Here is an 18,128-nt window from a genome sequence, read left to right as displayed (position 1 = left end):
GAGATGGGCGGTCATGTGGTGGCGGGCGCAGGTACCTCGCGCAGCATCTGGCGGGCGAGTCCCACCCACCAGATGAAGGTGAACGCGATGACGGTCGGGTTCTTCACGAACAGCAGCACCGCCAGGTAGGTCGACCGCGAGTCGGCGGGCAGGAACCCGGCGACGACGTTCTCGGCGACCACGTCGAAGACCATGAACGCCACGGACAGCAGCACGCCCTGGATCACGAGGCTCCGCCAGTGCGACCGCGCGAACGCGGACAGGTTGTCGAAGCGCCACCGGGTGTCGCGCATGGCCAGCCGCCAGACCAGCACGAGCAGCAGCAGCCGGACACCCATCACCAGAACCTCCGAGGCCACCGCGAGCGCGCCCGGCACGTGGTCCCCCCACTCGACCACGACGAGCCGTTGCAGCGAGGCCACCAGCGACAGTCCGACCACCAGGGGCAGATGGCGCAGGTAGAACCGCCATGCCCAGGCGGGCACCTCCAGCGCCAACCGGATCTCACCACGCAGTGCCGTGCTCATCGAGGCCTCCGTCCAGTCCATTTATTTCAGCGTACCAAAATATTCAGAGTGCTAAAGTGACTGTGTGGCGGGACGAGAAGAAGGCGACCCCGGGGCGGCACTGGGACGCGAGCTCAGCACGGCCGTCGTCGCGTTTCACGAAGCGGTCGGGGCATACCTGGGAGTCAGCGCCGTCGACCAGCGCGCCCTCGGGATGATCGGCGCCCACGGCCCGCTGACGGCCGGTGCGCTGGCGACGATGATCGGTCTCACCCCGGGAGCCGTGACCGGCATGGTCGACCGCCTGGCACACGCGGGCCTGGTGACGAGAACACAGGATCCCGCCGACCGCAGACGTGTGGTGATCAGCGTGGCCGACACCGGCCGGACGGTGTTCGGGCAGGTCTTCTCCGGACTGTCCACCGCGATGAACGTCATGATGACGCGCTACACACCGCAGGAGCAGACGCTGATCGCGGACTACGTCACCCGCACGATCGACATCCTCCGGGAGCAGACCCGGGAGCTGACACGATCCGCCCAGCGGCGTCGTTCCGGTGAATCGCCCGTCCGGTAGGCCATGATTGACGCCGACAGTCGTACGGTGACGCAGGTGGGTGACATGGCCGAGCACGCACGCGTCCTCGAGCTGATCCAGGCGGTGGACCTCGAACGGCAGGACGCCGACCGGGTCACGGCCTGGCTCGCCGAGCACCGGGCCGCCGTGGTGGCCGCGGTCCTCGCGTGCGACCACGAGGGCGCGCGTGGACTGGGGACGCGGCTGGCCGCTGCCGTCTGGCCCGCCGCGGGCCTGGTTCCGGACCCGGCGTGGTGGACGGAACTGGCCCAGGCCGGTGAGTCGCTCGCCGTCGCCGACCGGGACCCGGCGGCTTTGGCCGACCTGCTGCGCCGCGGCGCCATGACGTTCGCCGCACACGGTGACCACCTGCGGGCCGAGGAGCGGTTGGTGCGCGCGCTGGCGATCGCCCGCCGCGAAGGGCTGCCCGGCAAGGACCACGTGCTGAGCAGCCTCGGCGCGCTGTACCGCGACTGGGGCAGGCTGAGCAAGGCGCTCGACGCGTACCTGGGGCTGGTGGACGTGCGCCGCGACGCCGGTGACCCGGTGGGGACGGCGGCCGCACTGGCCGAGGTCGGCGCCACCATGCACGCCGCGGGCCGGGTGCGTTCGGCCATGGACTACTTCGACCAGGCCGACGAGGTCATGACCGAGGCGAGCGGGCCACCGGTCGAGCACGCCCGTGTTCTCGTGTGGTGCGGACGTACCCGGTGGGAGCAGGGTCTGCACGGACCGGCGCGGCACCGGTGGAGCCGGGCGCTGGCCATGCTGGTCGACGTGGACGAGGCCGGAGCGGACCGCGTCCGGGCGTTGCTCGCGAACGGACCGGCGCACGAACCGGACTACCTGCCGAACACGTCCTCGTCGCCGTCCGGCGGGGTCGGGTAGCTCAGTTCGAAAAGGTCCAGCACGTCCGGAACGGTGAATACCCGCGGGTGGTTGCGGCCGTTCACGCTGCGCACGACATCGAGCCGCTGGAGTTGTTTCGTCAGGATCGCGGCCTGCTGCACGGTGATTCCGCAGCGCTGCGCTATCTGCAGGTTGGTGGTGAGCGGGGTGGCGGCGAGATCGCGGGTCACGCGCACGATTCCGTCCATGCGCCTGCCGATCCTGCCGAGGTGTTCCTCGCTGATTCGTTCCGCCCGCTCGATGAATCGCAGCTGGTTGCGGCACAGGTCCGCGATGCCGGTGGCGAAGAATACGAGGAAACCGTCGAGATCGCCCTTGTGCACCATGGCGAGAATCCGGTCGCGGTATTCGTCACGGTGCCTGCTCAGCCATTCCGAGACGGGCAGCAGCGGGTCGGCGAGCGCGCCTTCGCGGATCAGCGCGAGCGTGACGTAAAGCCGCGAAAGGTGGTCCGCGTGCGGAACCGGGGAGAGCACCGACAGCTGGTAGTGACCCAGCGCGACCCGCGCCAGCAGCGGCGCCTCGCACCCGGAGTCCACCCACGCCGACCACTGCATGCCGCTGGTCTGCAACTCCGCGCCGGGCGGGACGGCGATCAGGTACGCGTCGCGCGGATCGGGACCACCAAGCCAACCTGGCGTGGTGCGCCAGTTCACCTCGATCACGTCGTCGCCCTCGATGTGGCCCAGCGAGCCGGCCGTGCCGTCGAGGATCGAGCCCAGCTGGCTGAGCAGCGCGAGGTTGATCGCGCCACCCGCCCGGACCCAGGACACGGCCTCATCGTTGGCGCGCAGATATCTTCGCAGTCCCAGGTCGACCTCGGGTTTCCCGGCGGCTCCCGGCAAATCCGCGAGAAGCAGTTCCCGCAACGCGCCGAACACGCCACCGAGTTCACCGGAGCCGTGCACCTCGCGCAGTTGGGCCAAACGGACGAGCCCCGCCCGGTTGGGCAACCGCGCGGCAGCCTCGTCGAGCCTGCCCAAAACCTGTTCGGCCTCCGCGAGAATCCGGTAGGTCTGCGGCAGCAACCGCACCATCGACGGTAACGGGCGGGGCAGGAACGCCCCTTCCAGGCGCAACCGCGCGGGAATGTCACCGATGCCGTCAGCGAGGAACCACCGGCCCGTCTCGGCAGGCATTGCGTCAGGCATGGCGGAAAGACTGGCCGACCGGACCGAAAATCGGCAAACCTTTCAAAGTCCACACGCAAGATCACCATCCAGGAACCCGCACCGGTCCGAGGGCGAAGCCAGGGCGATCCACCACCGGCGGCCCGCTCCCTCCGGACCGCGCCTCCAGACTCCCGTCCAGTAGTCGAACAAATGTTCGAGCCGATGTCAAGGCGAGGGCTCCTGCTATCGTCGATGGCAGTTGATCGTGAGGAGCTTTCTTCCATGGTGGCCGAGGACGACATCTCCGGGTAGCTCCGGAGCCTGACCGGCGGTACCCGTCTCGTGGTGACGCCGCTTTCGGTCATGCCGTCTTCTGCCCTGTCGTCCTCGGGCGGTTCACCCACGCCCGCTGCGCCATGAGAGCTTCCCCATGTCCAAGATCGTTGCCGCCAACCTGTCCTTTTCCTGGCCGGACGGGACCCCTGTGTTCACCGACCTCTCCTTCGCCGTCGGTGCGGGCCGCACCGGGCTCGTCGCACCCAACGGTGCGGGCAAGAGCACGCTGCTCAAGCTGATCGCCGGGGTGTACGAGCCCGACCGCGGTTCGGTGACCGTCGACGGTGTGCTCGGCTACCTGCCGCAGACGTTGCCGCTCACCGGTGAACCGACCGTGGCCGAGGCGCTGGAGGTCGCGCCCGTGGTGCGCGCGATCGCGGCGATCGAGGCCGGGGACGCGAGCGAGGAGAACTTCGCGACCGTCGGGAACGACTGGGACGTCGAGGAACGCGCGCGGGTGCAGCTCGACCGGCTCGGGCTCGGTGACGTCACGCTCGACCGGAGGCTCGGCACGCTCAGCGGTGGCCAGGTGATCTCGCTCGGACTGGCGGCGCAGCTGTTGCGCGGGCCGGACGTGTTGCTGCTCGACGAGCCGACCAACAACCTCGACCGGTCGGCCCGGCACCGGCTGTACGACGTGCTCGGCGACTGGAAGGGCAGCCTGCTGGTGGTGAGCCACGACCGCGCCCTGCTCGACCGGCTGGACCGGATCGCCGAGCTCGAACCCGGGCAGCTGCGCCAGTTCGGCGGCAACTTCTCGGCGTTCGAGGCCGCGAAGCGCGCCGCACGCGAGGTGGCGGAGAAGAACCTGCGGTCGGCCGAGGCCGATCTCAAGCGGGAGAAGCGGGAGATGCAGGAGGCGCGGGAACGCGCCGCGCGGCGCGCCGCGACCGGGGCGCGGACCAACACCGACATCCCGCGGATCATCCGCGGGGGGCTGAAGCGGAAGGCGCAGGAGTCCGCGGGGCGGGCCGACGACGTGCACTCGCGGCGGGTCGAGGAGGCGCGGGCACGGCGCGACGAGGCGGACCTGGCGTTGCGGGAGGACGACACGATCGCGTTGTCGCTGCCCGACACCGAGGTGCCCGCGGGGCGGACCGTGTTCCACGGCGAGCGGATCCGGGTGCGCGACCTGTTCGCGGGCGACGGGTTGACGCTCGCGGTCCGCGGGCCGGAGCGGGTGGCACTGACCGGCGGTAACGGCGTCGGGAAATCGACGCTGCTGCGGGTGATGAGTGGTGACCTCGAACCGGACGGCGGGCTCATGCACCGGGGCGACGGGCGCGTGGCGTACCTCTCCCAGCGGTTGGACCTGCTCGACCTCTCGGCCAGCACGCTGGCGAACCTGCGCTCGTTCGCGCCGTCGCTCTCCGAGACGGAGACCATGCACCTGCTCGCGCGGTTCCTCTTCCGGGAGGAGCGGGCGCGGCTGCCCGTCGGCGCGTTGTCGGGCGGGGAACGGTTGCGGGCCACGTTGTTGTGCGTGTTGCGAGCCGAGCCGGCGCCGCGGCTGCTGTTGCTGGACGAGCCGACGAACAACCTCGACCTGGTGAGCGTGGAGCGGTTGACCGGTGCGCTGGGTGCCTACCGGGGCGCGTTCGTGGTGGTAAGCCACGACGACCGGTTCCTCGCCGACATCGGGGTGTCACGGTGGTTGCGCCTCGCGAACGGGACTCTCCACGAAGCCGGACCACCCGAGGGCGTCTAGCGTCACTCCCGCAAGGTGCCCAGCGGACCGACGTACATCTGCGCCTTGATCGCCCGCAGGGTCTGCGGGGTCTTCCCCGTCAGCCCTCGGGCGCGGTCCAGCGCCTCCGCCAGCACGTCCGCCTCCGGCACGGCCTTGTCCACCAGGCCCGCGGACGCCGCGTCCGTACCGCCGTAGCGGCGGCCGGTCGTCATCGCCTCGTGCGCGGTGGCCGGGATCAGCTTGCACTGGATCAACGCGGCCATCCCCGGCGTGAAGGGGATGTTGATGTCGACCTCCGGCAGGCAGAAGAAGCCCCGGTCGGCACGCATCACGCGGAAGTCGTGGGCCAGGGCGAGCATCGCGCCCGCCGCGAACGCGTGGCCCGGGATGGCGGCGACCGTCGGGGTCGGGAACTCCAGCACTCGGGCCAGGAGCCCGTGAACCTGCCCGACGTAGCTCTGCAACTGGTCGCCGTGGCCACCCAGCCAGTCCAGGTCCAGGCCGTTCGAGTAGATCTTGCTGCTCGCCGTGGTGACCAGCGGCGCCGGGTTCTGCTCGACCTCGTCCAGCGCGGTGTTCACCGCCGTCAGCCAGTCCGGGTGGAAGCGGTTCTCCCCGTCTCCCAGGTCGAGCACCCAGACGTCGTCGTCCCGCTTGAGCGTTGGCATGCTGTCACAATACTGGCGAGTAACTTAGGGGGCCAGTGCCGACTAGAACCTGTCTTCTGCGGGTATGCCCCCGTTCGTGACTGATCGGGTGAGTGTGTTCGCGCCGTCGCCGCAGCTGACCGTGACCGTCGAGGATCTCGACGGGAACCCGGACGTGCACCTGCACGCGGGCGGGCAGGGGTTCTGGCAAGCACGGATGATCGTCGCGCTCGGCGCGCCGGTCACCCTGTGCTGCGCGCTGGGCGGGGAGACCGGCCAGGTGTTGCGGCACCTGCTCGCCGAGCACGACATCGAGGTCCGCGCGCGGGACGTCGCGGCACGCAACGGCGCCTACGTGCACGACCGCCGCGACGGCGACCGGGACCAGGTCGTCGAGCAGCTGCCGGATCCGTTGACCCGGCACGAGCTGGACGACCTCTACGAGCTGGCCGTCATCGCGGGGTTGACCTCGGGCGTCGCCGTGCTGAGCGGGTCGGTCGACGAGTCGACCGAGGAGGTCGTGCCCGTCTCGACCTACGAACGGCTGACCGCCGACCTCGTCGGCAACGGCTGCCGGGTGGTGGTCGACCTGGCGGGCGAGCGGCTGTCGGCCGCGCTCGCCGGCGTGCCGACCGTGGTGAAGGTCAGCCACGAGGAGCTGCTGGACGACGGCCGCGCCGACGACGACAGCGTGCCCGCGCTGACCAAGGCGGCGCGGGCGATCGTCGGCGACGGGGTCGACCTGGTGGTCGTGTCCCGGGCGGCGGACCCCACCCTGGCGGTGCGCGGGGACGAGGCGCTGCTGGTGAAGGGGCCGTCGCTGGCGCCGGTGGACACCCGAGGCGGCGGGGACTCGATGACCGCCGGTATCGCGGCGGCGTTCGCCCAGGGTGAGGACGTCGAGGCGGCGCTGCGGCTGGGAGCGGCCGCGGGCGCGCTCAACATCACGCGGCACGGGCTGGGCAGCGGCAGCGGCGACGCGGTGCGGGCGCTGGCGGAACGGGTAGAAATCACGCGGGCTGGGTAGCCGAAAACCATGCGTGTGCTGGTGACGAACGACGACGGCATCGAGTCCCCCGGCCTGCTGGCACTCGCGGAGTGCGCGCACGACCTCGGCTGGGACACGGTGGTGGCCGCACCCGCCACCGAGTCGAGCGGCACGAGCGCGGGCCTGACGGCGGCCACCGACGAGCGCCAGGTCGCGGTCGAACGCAGGACGCTCCCCGGGCTCCCGGCCATCGAGGCGTACGCGGTGGCCGCCCACCCCGGGCTGATCGTGCTCGCCGCGTGCCACGACGGGTTCGGCGAGCGGCCGGACCTCGTCCTGTCGGGGATCAACCGGGGCGGCAACGTCGGGCGCGCGGTGCTCCACTCCGGCACGGTCGGCGCCGCGCTGACCGGTGCCGTCAACGGCGCGCGTGCGGTCGCGGTGTCGCTGGACCTGCCGCTCGACCTCGAGCTGTCACCGCACTGGGACCGGGCGAAGCGGATCGCGAGGCAGTTCCTGCCGGTCGCGGCCGAGCTGCCGGAGGGTGCCGTGCTCAACGTGAACGTGCCGGACGTGCCGGACGTGAAACCGGCGCGGTGGGCCCGGCTCGCGACCTACGGACGGGTGCAGCAGAAGGTGACGCAGCTCGACGAGGGCGCGATCGAGGTCGGCCACATCGAGGTCGACGGTGAGCTGGAGCCGGGCACGGACGCCGCGTTGCTGGCGGAGGGCCACGTGACCGTGACGCCGTTGCGCTCCGTACACGAGGACGAGGCCCTGATGGGTGGCACGCTGCCCTGACCAGCGCGGGGGCCGGCCGTCGTAGCCGGCGAAACTGGAAGGAGTTTCGACCTGGGGACGACCGGCCCGATTTCGGACGTTAACCACCACGGGCGGCGTTCACAAGAAACCGCACACCATTGTGTCAACCACCCGGCCCAGGTACGGCCGATACGCTCCGTGACTGTCCACTGTCGAGCGGTTGACCGCCTACTCGGGGCGAACGGCGCAGAGCGCGGTCACCTCGTCCGGATCGGTCTCGAAGTGGTCGTGACCCGCGGGCACGCCGACGCCCGCGTACGAGACGTCGCCGCCTGGCATGCCGGTGACCGGGCGGCGGGGCGCCGCGTGCAGGTCCCGCACCCCGGTCTCCGCGACGACCCGCGCGGCGTTCGCGGCCCGGACGCCGCCGCACGCCATCACCTCGATCCGGTCCCCCGCCCGCGCGACGAGGTCCTTGACCAAGGGTGCGCCGTCGAGGGCGGAGCGGCGGCGGCCGGACGTCAGCACCCGCGTGAAACCCAGTGACGCCAGGCGTTCGAGCGCCTCCCGGGAGTCGGCGCTGACGTCGATGGCCCGGTGGAACGTGGTCTGCATGCCCTCGGCCGCCGCCACGAACGCGGCGCACGCGTCGTCCACGCGGCCGTCCTCGGTCAACGCGCCCACGACCACACCGGTCGCGCCGTGTGCCCGCGCGACCGCGATGTCCCGGACGATCAGGTCCAGCTCGTCGCGCGTGTAGTGGAAGTCGCCGGGCCGGGGCCGCACCAGGACGTGCACCTCGATCAGCGCCGACGCGGCCTCGATCAGCGCCGCGCTCGGGGTGAGGCCCCCGTCCGACAGGCCTGCGCACAGCTCCACCCGAGCCGCTCCCGCCGCTGCCGCGACCCGCGCACCCGCCACCGACTCCACACTGATCTCCACCCGCACGCCACCAGTATCAGGCGTGCGGTCCGTGCGCTTGAACCGGCGCACCGCTCCGTGCTCAGTAGCGCTGCGCGTACCAGGTGGGTGGCTCGCCGAACATGCTCCTGAAGTCGCGGATGAAGTGGCCCTGGTCCGCGTAGCCGAGGTCGGCGGCGAACGCGGCCCAGTCGATCTCGCCGCCCGCCGCCATCCGCTCGGTCACCTCGTGCAGGCGGTACCGGCGGATCACCCACTTGGGGCCGATACCGACGTATTCGGCGAACAGCCGCTGCACACCGCGCACGCTCGTCCCGAGCAGGTCGGCGAGCGTCTCGACCCTGGTCACCTCGGGGCGGTCCGCGATCGCGGCCACCGCGTCGGCCGCGGCGAAGGCCTTCGGGTCGTCCTCGGGCAGGTGGGCGAGCAGGAAGCGCTCCACCTCGGACACGTCCGGCGCCGTCGGCACGTCCGGGCCGAACACCTCGGTCGCGGGCACGACCCGGTCGCTGATCGTCGAGACCGGCGCGCCGAGCCACGGGCGGAAGCAGCCGGCCCGGAACGCGACGCCGAACACGTGGCCGCTGCCCTCCAGGATCTTGATCTGGTAGCCGCTGACCACGCCGTTCACGTCCGCGCGGCCCCCGCCGAACGACAGGTGCACGTTCGGGTACGGGACGATCTTCTGCCGGTACGGCTCCTCGTAGTCCCAGTCCACGACCCAGTACCGGGCAACCCACGGCGCCAGCGCCTCGGACGGCTCCGGGTAGGCGTGCCGCTGGTACCTCGTCCACGCGCCGCCGACCTCGCGGACATCCCTTCGCACGGGTGCCGAGTCTATGTCGCGTTGTTTCAATACCGCTGACCTGCCACCGGCCTAGCGTCGCCGCCATGACACACATGTCCACCGCGGCCGACGCCCTCGCCGACGTCGTCCGTGCCATCGAACCCGACCAGCTCACGAACCCCACGCCGTGCACGGAGTTCGACGTCCGGGAGCTGGTGCACCACCTGCTGTACTGGGGTCCGTCGCTGGAAGGCGCCGCGCGCAAGGAGAACGTGCCACCGTCCGATGTGGACGTCACCGACTGGCGGGGCGCGCTGCTCGCGCAGCTGTCCCGGACGGTCGAGGCGTGGACGCCCGCGTCGGCGTGGGAGGGCGAGACGAGCATGGGGCCCGCACGGGTCGTCGGCGACATGCTCGTCGGCGAGGTGGCCGTGCACGCGTGGGACCTCGCGCGTGCCACCGGGCACCCCCTCGACCTGCCCGACGACCTGGTCGCGTACCTGTACGACGGGATCGCGGCGGGTGCCGAGCAGGGCCGGGAGATGGGGCTCTACGGACCGGAGGTACCCGTGCCCGCCGACGCGCCGCTGTTCGACCGCATCCTGGGCCTGACGGGTCGTGACCCGGCCTGGGTCAGTGCCGGTGCCGCAGCTCCCTCGGCTGCTTGCTGATCCACACCAGCCGGTCGAAGTCGACGGCGACGCCCCGCAGCAGCAGGTCCACCAGCGTGCGCGCGTGCTGCGGGGCGTCGCCGAACAGCGCCCGCTGGTAGACGGTGGCCGCGAGCAGGTCGACGACCATGTCCGGGTCGACGTCGTCGCGCAGCTCACCCCGGCTCACGGCCCTGCGCACGGCGACCGCGGCCGCCGCCCTGGTGGGCGCGACCAGCGTGTCCACCAGGTGCCCGCGCAGCTCCGGGTCCGCGCACTCCGCGACCAGCGGGGCCAGCACGCCCGCCGGCAGGCGGTCGTTGAGCATCTCGGTGAGCAGGTCGACGCTCTGGATGAGGTCGCAGCGGGTGCAGCCGTTGTCCGGGGCGGGCGGGCTGACCAGCAGCGTCGCGAGCGCGTCGATGACGAGGCGCTGCCGGACCGGCCAGCGGCGCCGGATCGCGGCCTTGGTGGTGCCCGCGCGGGCGGCGACCGTCTCCAGCGCGAACCCGGACCAGCCGCGTTCGGCGAGGACGGCGACCGTCGCGTCGAGCACCGCGGCGTCGATCGCGGTGTCGCGTGGCCGGCCCGGGCTCACGCGGTCACGTCCTGCGGGTACCAGCGCAGCTCGACGGTGTTGCCGTCCGGGTCGGCGACGTACACCGACGTCGCCGCGCCCCGCGCGCCCCAGCGGCCGACCGGGCCCTCCAGCACGGTGAACACGCCGGAGTCGATCACTTCCTGCCAGTCGAGCGGCTCCACCACGAGGCAGATGTGGTCCACGTTCGACTCCCCTCGCGGCTTGCTCATCAGGTCGATGATCGTCCGGTCGCTGATCCGCACCGACGGGAACGGCACTTCGCCGGCCCGCCACTCGTCGACGCGCACCGGCGCCAGGCCGAGCGGACCGGTGTAGAAGTCGAGCGACCGCTCCACGTCCGCCACGTTCAGCACCAGGTGGTCGAGCTCCACAACACGCATGATTGTCCTCCGGTAATTACGATCCGAACCGGATCGGATCATAACAACCGAGGACAGTTCTGCCCAGCCCGCGATCCAGACGTTCTTGGGGTCGCGGACCGCGTCGGCGGCCCGGTGGCTATGCCTGGTCGGCACGCTCCACACGGGTGCCGTGCGCGAGTGCCGACGCCTTCGCCGCCAGGTAGCGCTGCTCCTGCAGCGACCGGGTGCGGTGCGCGGCCTCCCGGTACGCGACCACCGCGCCCTCGATGTCACCGGACAGCTCCAGCAAATACGCCCGTACCGCAAAGAGCCGGTGGTGGTCGGCCAGCCGCTTGTCGCCGGCCAGGTCGTCGACCATGGCCAGCGCGGGCGCCGGGCCGCGGACCATGCCGACCGCGACCGCGTGGTTGAGCGCGGTCATCGGGCTGCCGGTCATCTCGGCCAGCACCCCGTACAGGGCCTCGATCTGCGGCCAGTCCGTCTCCTCGGCCGTTCCGGCCTCGTCATGGAGCGCCGCGATCGCCGCCTGTAGCTGGTACGGCCCGGACGGACCCGCCGACATCGCGGCGGTCACCATGGCGACGCCCTCGTCGACGAAGTCCCGGTGCCACCGCGAACGGTCCTGTTCGGCGAGCGGGACCAGCATGCCGTCGGGACCGACGCGGGCGTCACGGCGGGCGTCGGTCAGCAGCATCAGCGCGAGCAGACCCGCCACCTCCCCGTCGCGGGGCATCAGGCGGTGGACGATCCGGGTCAGTCGTATGGCTTCCCGGGACAGCTCGGCGCGGTAGGCCGACGGGCCCGCGGTGCTCGCGTAGCCCTCCGTGAAGATCAGGTACAGCACCCGCAGCACGGCCTCGAGCCGTTCCGCACGGTCGGCGGGCATGCGGAACGGCACGCCGCTCGCCTTCACCCGCTGCTTGGCACGCGAGATGCGCTGCGCCATCGTCGGCTCGGGCACCAGGAACGCGCGCGCGATCTCGATCGTGGTGAGACCGGCGACCGACCGCAGGGTGAGCGCGATCTGGTGTGTCCTCGGCAGCGCGGGGTGGCAGCACATGAACAGCAGGATGAGCGTGTCGTCGGCGTCTTCCACAGGGGCGACAACCGGCATCGTCCACGTGTTCTCGCGGCGTTGCCTGGCCTGCTCGTTGCGCAGGAGGTCCGTGAGCCGCCGGGACGCGACCGTGATCAGCCACGCCTTCGGGTTGTCCGGCACCCCGGTCTCCGGCCAGCCTGCCGCCGCGGCGATCAGCGCCTCCTGCACCGCGTCCTCCGCGGTGTCGAAGTGGCCGTACCGGCGGACGACCGCGCCGAGGACCTGCGGCGCCAGCTCGCGCAGCAGGCCCTCGACCGCGGTGGCCGTCACGCGATGTCCGCCAGGCCGTCGATGAGCGGCCGGATGTCGACGTAGCCGCGGGCCTGGACGTGCTCGGGCGCGGGGGTGGCCGCGAGCTTGGCGGCGATCTCCGTGGCCCGGTCGTAGCTCGCGCAGTCGACGATCGTGAGGCCGACGATCACCTCGGCGGTCTCGGCGTACGGCCCGTCCGTCACGACGGTCTCCCCGTCCGTCGCGGTGACGCGCCGGGTCAGCACGGGTGCGGCGAGACCGTGACCGGCGACGTACTCGCCGGACTCGACCAGCTCGTTCGTCCACTTGCCCATGAACTCGCCGAGTGCCGCGACCTCGTCCGGGGTCCACGCGCGGCCTTCCGGGGTGTCCTTGCCCGCCATCGCGTCGTAGTCGGCCTGCGAGGCGTAGTGGAGGATCATGTACTTCACGGTTCCGCTCCCATCGCGGTGAAGGTGTTCGTTCGCCCGGGACGTCGAGGCCGCCTCGACACACCTCGACACCCCATTATGTGACCTGTGTCACGTCATGAGGTGTCGAGATGTCGAGCACCACGTGCGGAGATCGTGGTCAGTCCCCCACCACGCTGTCCACCCGCGTCACGCCGCGGCGCGCTCCCCTGCCGGGCGCCTGCGCGACCGCGGGTCGGTCAGCACCGGCGGACGCCACGCCCCGTCCGCGCGGTAGAGGTCGGTGCCGGGCGGCACGATCTCGTCGACGCGGTCCAGCGTGGCGTCGTCCAGCTCCAGGCCCGCGCCCTTCAGCGTGGCCTCCAGGTGCGCCATCGTGCGCGGACCGATGATCACCGACGTGACCGCCGGGTGGGCGGCCGCGAACGCCACGGCGAGTTCGGGCAGCGTGCACCCGAGCCCGTCGGCGACCTCGATCAGCTGCTCCAGCGCGTCGAACTTGGCCGTGTTCTCCGGCAGCGACGGGTCGAACCGGAACGGGGTGATCGCCGCCCGCCCCCTGGTCAGGTCGACGTCCTGGCCGCGGCGGATCCCGCCGGACAGGAAACCGGACGCGAGCGGGCTCCACGTGAGCACTCCCATGCCGAGCCGCGCGGCGGTTGGCAATACGGTCGTCTCGATTCCCCGTGCCAGCAACGAGTACGGCGGCTGCTCGGTGCGGAACCGGTGCAGGCCACGGCGTTCCGCGACGTGGTAGGCCTCGACCAGGTCCGACGCCGGGAACGTCGAGCTGCCGAACGCGCGGATCTTGCCCGCCCGCACCAGGTCCGTCAGCGCGGACAGGGTCTCCTCGATGTCCGTCGTGTGGTCGGGGCGGTGGATCTGGTACAGGTCGATCCAGTCCGTGTCCAGGCGCCGCAGGCTCTGCTCCACCTCGTGGACGATCCAGCGGCGCGAGTTGCCGCCCTTGTTCGGCCCGTCCCCCATCGGGAAGTGGACCTTGGTGGCGAGCACGACGTCGTCGCGGCGGCCCTTGAGCGCCTTGCCGACGATCTCCTCCGACTCGCCCATGGAGTACATGTCGGCGGTGTCGACGAAGTTGATGCCCGCGTCGAGCGCGGCGTGGATGACGCGGACGGCGTCGTCGTGGTCGGAGTTGCCGACCGAGCCGAACATCATGGCGCCGAGGCAGTGGACGCTCACCTCGATGCCGGTGCCGCCGAGTACGCGGTAGCGCAACGTTGTCCCCCTTCGTGGTGCTTGACGTCCGGGGGACGGTACGAGCTGGAGCGAACTCCAGGTCAAGCGTTGTTCCCGAAATTGTCGGTGGTCGCCGTTACCGTTCCCGCCATGCGCGAGAACCACTCCTCCGGCGGCGACTTCGAGGACGTGTACGGCTACAGCCGTGCCGTCCGAGTCGGCGACCACGTCCACGTGGCCGGGACCTGTGCCCGCGCCCTCGACGGCACGGACACCTACACGCAGGCGAAGGAGGCGCTGTCGATCATCGAGGCGGCGCTGAAGGAGGCGGGCAGCGGCCCGGCGGCGGTGGTGCGGACCGTGACGTACGTGACCGACATCGGCGACAGGTTGGAAGTGGCCAGGGCGCACTCCGAGATGTTCGGTGACGTGCGCCCCGTGGCCACCCTCGTCGAGGTCAGCGCGCTGATCGACCCGCGCATGAAGGTGGAGATCGAGGCCTATGCGATAGAGACCTGAGTCGCGGACAGCGACAGCGCGAAGCGCAGCCGTCTGCCGGTCATGCCCTTCATCGCGGTCACTCCCCACACGTAGCGGTCCACCTCGGCGCTCGCGCGCACCCGCAGGCGGTCGTCGAGCACCCGGACCTCGTCGATCCGCACGTCGAGCGGTTCGGCGCGGTCGCGCACGGTCAGTTCGCCGCGCAGCGCCCACCCGCCGTCGCGGGCGACGCCGTTCGCCGTGAACGTGATGTCGGGGTGCCGCGCGACGTCGAGGTACTGCCGCGAACGCACGGTGTTGTCGCGTGCGGCGACGCCGGTGTCGACGCTGCCCGCGTCGATCGTGGCGCGCACGGTCGACAGGTCGGCGGGGGACGCGACATGGACGACGCCGTCCCGTAGCGCGAACGTGCCGCGCACCGGCGCGAGCCCGAACAGGTGGCGGGTCGCGAACGAGATCGTCGACTCGCCCGGCTCGATGCGGTACGTGCCCGCGGTCGGGACGGTCACGGTCTCGGTGCTGGTCATGGCAGGTGTCCTTCCAGGTCGCACCGGCGCTGTCCGGCACCGGCGAGGTGGGGTATCCCGGCGCCGAGCGGGCCGGGCAGGTCGAAGCGGTGCAGGTCGACGACGTCGAACCCGGCACGGCCGATGGCGAGGCCGGTCTCCCGGTTGGGCCGGCAGCGTGCGCCGAAGGGTGCGGTGAGCGCGGCGACGAGGTTCTGGCCGCGCCGCACCCACGTGCCTGCCGGGGCGGCGACGTGCTCGGCGAACAGGAACCGTCCGCCTGGCCGCAGCACGCGGTGCACCTCGGCGAGCACGGCGGCCTGGTCGGCGACCGAGCACAGCACGAACGAGCAGACGACCGCGTCGACGCTGCCGTCGGGCAGGGCCAGCTCCTCGGCACGGCCGTCGACCACTCGGGCGCGCAGGCCGAGCCGGTCCGCCGCGGCGCGGACGCGGGCCCGTGCGGTGGCGTCGGGTTCGACGGCGACCAGTCGCACGTCCGGGTGGTAGTACCGCAGGGTGGCGCCGTCGCCGGGGCCCAGCTCGAGCACGGTGCCGCGCACCGCGCCGACGAGCGCCGGCCAGAGCGAGGTTCGCGGGACTGTCGTGGTCATGCCGGTAGCGTCGCGTGCGGTGACGCCGTCGCACATCGACCGGTCGGTGAACCTGAACTCGACTTTGGTCGATGGTCGGCGCACCGTTCGGCTCGTACGCTCGGGGCGTGTACGACCGCCCGTGCGGCCGCAGGCTGTGGCTGATCATCGCGATGGTCGCCGTGTTCATGGCGGCGATCGTGTACGGCGACGCCCAGGCCAGGAACTCGCCTGCCTCGACGACGCTGGAGATCGTGGCCGGAGTCGTCGGGCTGGCGCTGTTCCCGCTGCTGTTCGGCAGGCCGATGCCGGTCGCGCTGGCGTTGACGGCGCTGGCGGCGGTCGCCGCCACGGGCACCCCGGTGGCCAACATCGCGACACTGCACATCGCGCGGACCCGTCCGTTGAAGGTGGCGGTGGCCGTGGCGGTCGCCGGGGTCGCCGCCCACGCGGTGCGTGGCATCTGGCACCCGACCAGCGGCCTGTCGTACGGCTGGTGGCTGACGCTGATGGCCGTCGTGCACGCGGGCCTGGTCGGCTGGGGTCAGTGGGCCGCGGCGCGGGCCGCGGTGATCACCGCACTGCGGGAACGCGCCGAACGCGCGGAAGCCGAGCAGGGCAGGCGGATCGCGGAGGCCCGGGCAGCCGAGCGCGCGACGATCGCCCGGGAGATGCACGACGTGCTGGCGCACCGGCTGTCGCTGCTGGCGACGTACGCGGGTGCGCTGGAGTACCGCCCGGACCAGCCCGCGGAACGCCTGTCGCAGGCGGCCGGCGTGATCAGGGTGACCGTGCACCAGGCGCTGAACGAACTGCGTGACGTGATCGCCCTGCTGCGCGACGAACCGGACGACCTGGCCCGTCCGGTACCGGCACTGGCGGACCTGCCGTCGCTGGTCGCGGAGTCGAGGTCGACCGGTGCGCAGGTGGAGCTGACCGGCGAGATCGGCCTGGCGGAGGTCCCGGGCACGACGGGCCGCACCGCGTACCGGGTGGTGCAGGAAGCACTGACGAACGCACGCAAACACGCCCCCGGCCAGCCGGTGCGGATCACGCTGGACGGCACGCCGGGCACCACGCTGGAGATCGACGTGTCGAACCCGCTGGGCACCCGGTCGTCGATCCCGGGCGCGGGCACCGGCCTGGTGGGCCTGACCGAACGCGTCCGCCTGGCGGGCGGTCGCCTTGACCACCGCGCCACCGCGACGGAGTTCCAGGTGTCGGCGTCGCTACCGTGGCCGGCATGATCCGCGTGGTGATCGTCGACGACGACGCGCTGGTCCGCTCCGGTCTGACGATGATGCTCGACGGCGCGGACGGCCTGCGCGTGGTGGGTGAGGCGGGCGACGGTGACCAGGTGCAGGCGGTGCTGGACGCACACCCGACCGACGTGGTGCTGATGGACGTCCGCATGCCCCGCGTGAACGGCATCGCGGCCACCGCGAAGGTGCGGGCGCGGAACAACCCGCCCGAGGTCATCGTCCTGACCACGTTCGACTCGGACGAGAACGTGCTGCGCGCCCTGCGCGCGGGCGCGAGCGGCTTCCTGCTGAAGGACGCGCCCCCGGCGGACATCGCGACGGCGGTGCACCGGGTGGCGGCGGGCGAACCCATGCTGTCCCCGGCGATCACCCGCCGCCTGATGGACAGGGCTGCGACGGAGGCGGGCTCCTACGCACGGGCCCGCGCGGCGCTGGCCACCCTGTCGGCCCGCGAACACGACGTGGCGGTGGCGGTGGGCCAGGGCAGGACGAACGCCGACATAGCCGCGGAACTACACGTCAGCGTCGCCACGGTGAAGGCCCACATCACCCGTGTGCTGACGAAACTCGGCGTGGGCAACCGGACCCAGATCGCGCTGCTGGTCCACGACGCGGGCCTGGTGTGAACCGCCGGCCGGCCTGTCCCGGGACCGCCGGATGTGTCGGTGCCCGGACCTAGTATGCGGAGCATGACGCGGTACGTAGACGAGGATCTGAACGGCGCGGAGTTCCGCGAGTGCGATCTGACCGGGGCACGCCTGATCGGCGTCGTCATGCGGGATGCCGTGATCGACGGGCTCGTCACCAACCTCGTGGTGAACGGTGTCGAGGTCACCGAATACGTCGAGGCGGAGCTCGACCGGCGTCATCCGGTGCGGGTGCTGCTCCGCTCGGAGGACCCCGCCGACCTGCGCGAAGCGTCACGTCAGCTCCACGCCGCCTGGGCCGCCACGGTCGAGCGGATCCGCCGGACGCCCGGCATCGAGCACCGCGGTGTGAACGACGAGTGGTCGGCGGCGCAGACGATGCGCCACCTGGTCTTCGTCCACGACTCGTGGTTCCGCCGCTGCTGCCTGGGCTCGACGGAGCTGTTCACGCCGATGGGCATCGGGCCGGCCGTCGAGCCCTACCGTGAAGCACACGGGCTCGACCTCTCACTCGATCCCGCCCTCGACGAGATCGTGGGCGTGCGTGCCGCACAGGCCGCCGAGCTCGCGGCCTGGCTCGACGAGGTCACCGCCGAGCAGCTCGCGGCGCGAGCGCCGGTGCCCGACGACGACGTCTGGCCGCCCTACGCCCGGGGCCGCTCGGTGCGGCAGTGCCTCGGCACGGTGCTCAACGAGACCTTCGAGCACCACCGCTTCTGCGTCCGCGACCTCGACCTGATCGAGGCACAGGACGCCGAGTAGGGCTCGCTGGCCTGGGGCACCCGGTCGGCGGAATCTCGACCTACCGCG

Annotated in this window: 22 protein-coding genes; 10 read left to right on the top strand and 12 right to left on the bottom strand. The window is 71.7% G+C overall.

Annotated elements, in window-relative coordinates; translation table 11 throughout:
- Positions 1 to 11: 11 nt before the first annotated feature.
- The gene (locus ACIBVP_RS42110; protein ID WP_396112219.1) at positions 12 to 548 is read right to left on the bottom strand and encodes a hypothetical protein; all 537 of its coding nucleotides are present in this window, start codon (positions 546 to 548) and stop codon (positions 12 to 14) included.
- 43 nt (positions 549 to 591) lie between these two features.
- On the opposite strand from ACIBVP_RS42110, the gene ACIBVP_RS42105 reads away from it, so the two are divergent.
- Complete coding sequence (locus tag ACIBVP_RS42105) at positions 592 to 1,083, top strand: MarR family winged helix-turn-helix transcriptional regulator (RefSeq protein WP_396112218.1); 492 nt, start codon at positions 592 to 594, stop codon at positions 1,081 to 1,083.
- Between the two features lie 27 nt (positions 1,084 to 1,110).
- Entirely contained in the window at positions 1,111 to 1,971 is an 861-nt protein-coding gene (locus ACIBVP_RS42100; protein ID WP_396112217.1) for a hypothetical protein, read from the top strand.
- On the opposite strand, the gene ACIBVP_RS42095 is transcribed toward ACIBVP_RS42100, so the two are convergent.
- Positions 1,926 to 3,143 (bottom strand): Fic family protein, encoded by a 1,218-nt coding sequence (locus ACIBVP_RS42095; protein ID WP_396112216.1) that lies wholly within the window; start codon positions 3,141 to 3,143, stop codon positions 1,926 to 1,928. The genes ACIBVP_RS42100 and ACIBVP_RS42095 overlap by 46 nt on opposite strands.
- A 391-nt stretch (positions 3,144 to 3,534) precedes the next feature.
- Here ACIBVP_RS42095 and ACIBVP_RS42090 point away from each other — a divergent pair, with 391 nt between their 5' ends.
- Positions 3,535 to 5,148, top strand: a complete 1,614-nt coding sequence (locus tag ACIBVP_RS42090; RefSeq protein ID WP_396112215.1) for an ABC-F family ATP-binding cassette domain-containing protein — start codon at positions 3,535 to 3,537, stop codon at positions 5,146 to 5,148.
- 2 nt (positions 5,149 to 5,150) lie between these two features.
- Here ACIBVP_RS42090 and ACIBVP_RS42085 read toward each other — a convergent pair whose 3' ends face one another.
- Positions 5,151 to 5,798: an enoyl-CoA hydratase-related protein gene (locus ACIBVP_RS42085; protein ID WP_396112214.1), complete on the bottom strand. Its 648-nt coding sequence runs from the start codon at positions 5,796 to 5,798 to the stop codon at positions 5,151 to 5,153.
- A gap of 76 nt (positions 5,799 to 5,874) precedes the next feature.
- Here ACIBVP_RS42085 and ACIBVP_RS42080 point away from each other — a divergent pair, with 76 nt between their 5' ends.
- The gene (locus ACIBVP_RS42080; RefSeq protein WP_396112213.1) at positions 5,875 to 6,804 is read left to right on the top strand and encodes a PfkB family carbohydrate kinase; all 930 of its coding nucleotides are present in this window, start codon (positions 5,875 to 5,877) and stop codon (positions 6,802 to 6,804) included.
- Positions 6,805 to 6,813: 9 nt separating this feature from the next.
- Positions 6,814 to 7,566: a 5'/3'-nucleotidase SurE gene (gene surE / locus ACIBVP_RS42075; protein WP_396112212.1), complete on the top strand. Its 753-nt coding sequence runs from the start codon at positions 6,814 to 6,816 to the stop codon at positions 7,564 to 7,566.
- Positions 7,567 to 7,755: 189 nt separating this feature from the next.
- Here surE and ACIBVP_RS42070 read toward each other — a convergent pair whose 3' ends face one another.
- Both ACIBVP_RS42070 and ACIBVP_RS42065 read right to left on the bottom strand, forming a co-directional pair.
- On the bottom strand, positions 7,756 to 8,475 hold the full coding sequence (locus ACIBVP_RS42070; protein ID WP_396112211.1) for a copper homeostasis protein CutC: 720 nt from the start codon (positions 8,473 to 8,475) through the stop codon (positions 7,756 to 7,758).
- Positions 8,476 to 8,530: 55 nt separating this feature from the next.
- Positions 8,531 to 9,274 (bottom strand): DUF6597 domain-containing transcriptional factor, encoded by a 744-nt coding sequence (locus ACIBVP_RS42065; RefSeq protein ID WP_396112210.1) that lies wholly within the window; start codon positions 9,272 to 9,274, stop codon positions 8,531 to 8,533.
- A 65-nt stretch (positions 9,275 to 9,339) separates the two neighbouring features.
- Here ACIBVP_RS42065 and ACIBVP_RS42060 point away from each other — a divergent pair, with 65 nt between their 5' ends.
- A complete protein-coding gene (locus tag ACIBVP_RS42060; protein ID WP_396112209.1) occupies positions 9,340 to 9,906 on the top strand; it encodes a TIGR03086 family metal-binding protein in 567 nt (188 codons plus the stop codon).
- Here ACIBVP_RS42060 and ACIBVP_RS42055 read toward each other — a convergent pair.
- The 5 genes from ACIBVP_RS42055 to ACIBVP_RS42035 form a co-directional block, all read right to left on the bottom strand.
- Entirely contained in the window at positions 9,869 to 10,483 is a 615-nt protein-coding gene (locus ACIBVP_RS42055; RefSeq protein ID WP_396112208.1) for a TetR/AcrR family transcriptional regulator, read from the bottom strand. The two genes, ACIBVP_RS42060 and ACIBVP_RS42055, sit on opposite strands and share 38 nt — an antisense overlap.
- The gene (locus ACIBVP_RS42050; protein WP_396112207.1) at positions 10,480 to 10,866 is read right to left on the bottom strand and encodes a VOC family protein; all 387 of its coding nucleotides are present in this window, start codon (positions 10,864 to 10,866) and stop codon (positions 10,480 to 10,482) included. The genes ACIBVP_RS42055 and ACIBVP_RS42050 overlap by 4 nt, the downstream gene beginning before the upstream one ends.
- A 118-nt stretch (positions 10,867 to 10,984) precedes the next feature.
- On the bottom strand, positions 10,985 to 12,217 hold the full coding sequence (locus ACIBVP_RS42045; protein WP_396112206.1) for an RNA polymerase sigma factor: 1,233 nt from the start codon (positions 12,215 to 12,217) through the stop codon (positions 10,985 to 10,987).
- Complete coding sequence (locus ACIBVP_RS42040) at positions 12,214 to 12,621, bottom strand: YciI family protein (protein ID WP_396112291.1); 408 nt, start codon at positions 12,619 to 12,621, stop codon at positions 12,214 to 12,216. Before ACIBVP_RS42040 ends, ACIBVP_RS42045 begins: the two co-directional genes overlap by 4 nt.
- Positions 12,622 to 12,798: 177 nt before the next feature.
- Positions 12,799 to 13,848 (bottom strand): aldo/keto reductase, encoded by a 1,050-nt coding sequence (locus ACIBVP_RS42035; RefSeq protein WP_396112205.1) that lies wholly within the window; start codon positions 13,846 to 13,848, stop codon positions 12,799 to 12,801.
- 111 nt (positions 13,849 to 13,959) lie between these two features.
- On the opposite strand from ACIBVP_RS42035, the gene ACIBVP_RS42030 reads away from it, so the two are divergent.
- Positions 13,960 to 14,328, top strand: coding sequence for a RidA family protein (locus tag ACIBVP_RS42030; RefSeq protein WP_396112204.1), 369 nt, complete (start codon positions 13,960 to 13,962; stop codon positions 14,326 to 14,328).
- Here the strand turns inward: ACIBVP_RS42030 and ACIBVP_RS42025 are convergent.
- Complete coding sequence (locus ACIBVP_RS42025; protein ID WP_396112203.1) at positions 14,310 to 14,837, bottom strand: YceI family protein; 528 nt, start codon at positions 14,835 to 14,837, stop codon at positions 14,310 to 14,312. The genes ACIBVP_RS42030 and ACIBVP_RS42025 overlap by 19 nt on opposite strands.
- Positions 14,834 to 15,430 carry a class I SAM-dependent methyltransferase gene (locus tag ACIBVP_RS42020; protein WP_396112202.1) on the bottom strand — a complete coding sequence of 199 codons (597 nt, stop codon included), beginning with the start codon at positions 15,428 to 15,430 and terminating at the stop codon, positions 14,834 to 14,836. The genes ACIBVP_RS42025 and ACIBVP_RS42020 overlap by 4 nt, the downstream gene beginning before the upstream one ends.
- Positions 15,431 to 15,537: 107 nt before the next feature.
- On the opposite strand from ACIBVP_RS42020, the gene ACIBVP_RS42015 reads away from it, so the two are divergent.
- The 3 genes from ACIBVP_RS42015 to ACIBVP_RS42005 all read left to right on the top strand — a co-directional run bounded on the left by ACIBVP_RS42015 (position 15,538) and on the right by ACIBVP_RS42005 (position 18,080).
- Complete coding sequence (locus ACIBVP_RS42015; RefSeq protein ID WP_396112201.1) at positions 15,538 to 16,656, top strand: sensor histidine kinase; 1,119 nt, start codon at positions 15,538 to 15,540, stop codon at positions 16,654 to 16,656.
- Positions 16,653 to 17,297, top strand: a complete 645-nt coding sequence (locus ACIBVP_RS42010; protein WP_396112199.1) for a response regulator — start codon at positions 16,653 to 16,655, stop codon at positions 17,295 to 17,297. Before ACIBVP_RS42015 ends, ACIBVP_RS42010 begins: the two co-directional genes overlap by 4 nt.
- A 63-nt stretch (positions 17,298 to 17,360) precedes the next feature.
- Entirely contained in the window at positions 17,361 to 18,080 is a 720-nt protein-coding gene (locus ACIBVP_RS42005) for a DinB family protein (RefSeq protein ID WP_396112197.1), read from the top strand.
- Positions 18,081 to 18,128: the final 48 nt, after the last annotated feature.

It is taken from the genome of Actinophytocola sp. NPDC049390, assembly GCF_044466355.1.
GTDB lineage: Bacteria > Actinomycetota > Actinomycetes > Mycobacteriales > Pseudonocardiaceae > Actinophytocola.
This window is presented reverse-complemented; position numbering and strand designations above follow the sequence as displayed.

Coding starts and splice junctions, on each gene's coding strand:
- ACIBVP_RS42110 (WP_396112219.1), bottom strand. CDS start 548: ATGGACTGGACGGAGGCCTCGATGAGCACGGCACTGCGTGGTGAGATC.
- ACIBVP_RS42095 (WP_396112216.1), bottom strand. CDS start 3,143: ATGCCTGACGCAATGCCTGCCGAGACGGGCCGGTGGTTCCTCGCTGAC.
- ACIBVP_RS42090 (WP_396112215.1), top strand. CDS start 3,535: ATGTCCAAGATCGTTGCCGCCAACCTGTCCTTTTCCTGGCCGGACGGG.
- ACIBVP_RS42085 (WP_396112214.1), bottom strand. CDS start 5,798: ATGCCAACGCTCAAGCGGGACGACGACGTCTGGGTGCTCGACCTGGGA.
- surE (WP_396112212.1), top strand. CDS start 6,814: ATGCGTGTGCTGGTGACGAACGACGACGGCATCGAGTCCCCCGGCCTG.
- ACIBVP_RS42060 (WP_396112209.1), top strand. CDS start 9,340: ATGACACACATGTCCACCGCGGCCGACGCCCTCGCCGACGTCGTCCGT.
- ACIBVP_RS42050 (WP_396112207.1), bottom strand. CDS start 10,866: ATGCGTGTTGTGGAGCTCGACCACCTGGTGCTGAACGTGGCGGACGTG.
- ACIBVP_RS42040 (WP_396112291.1), bottom strand. CDS start 12,621: ATGATCCTCCACTACGCCTCGCAGGCCGACTACGACGCGATGGCGGGC.
- ACIBVP_RS42030 (WP_396112204.1), top strand. CDS start 13,960: ATGCGCGAGAACCACTCCTCCGGCGGCGACTTCGAGGACGTGTACGGC.
- ACIBVP_RS42025 (WP_396112203.1), bottom strand. CDS start 14,837: ATGACCAGCACCGAGACCGTGACCGTCCCGACCGCGGGCACGTACCGC.
- ACIBVP_RS42020 (WP_396112202.1), bottom strand. CDS start 15,430: ATGACCACGACAGTCCCGCGAACCTCGCTCTGGCCGGCGCTCGTCGGC.
- ACIBVP_RS42010 (WP_396112199.1), top strand. CDS start 16,653: ATGATCCGCGTGGTGATCGTCGACGACGACGCGCTGGTCCGCTCCGGT.
- ACIBVP_RS42005 (WP_396112197.1), top strand. CDS start 17,361: ATGACGCGGTACGTAGACGAGGATCTGAACGGCGCGGAGTTCCGCGAG.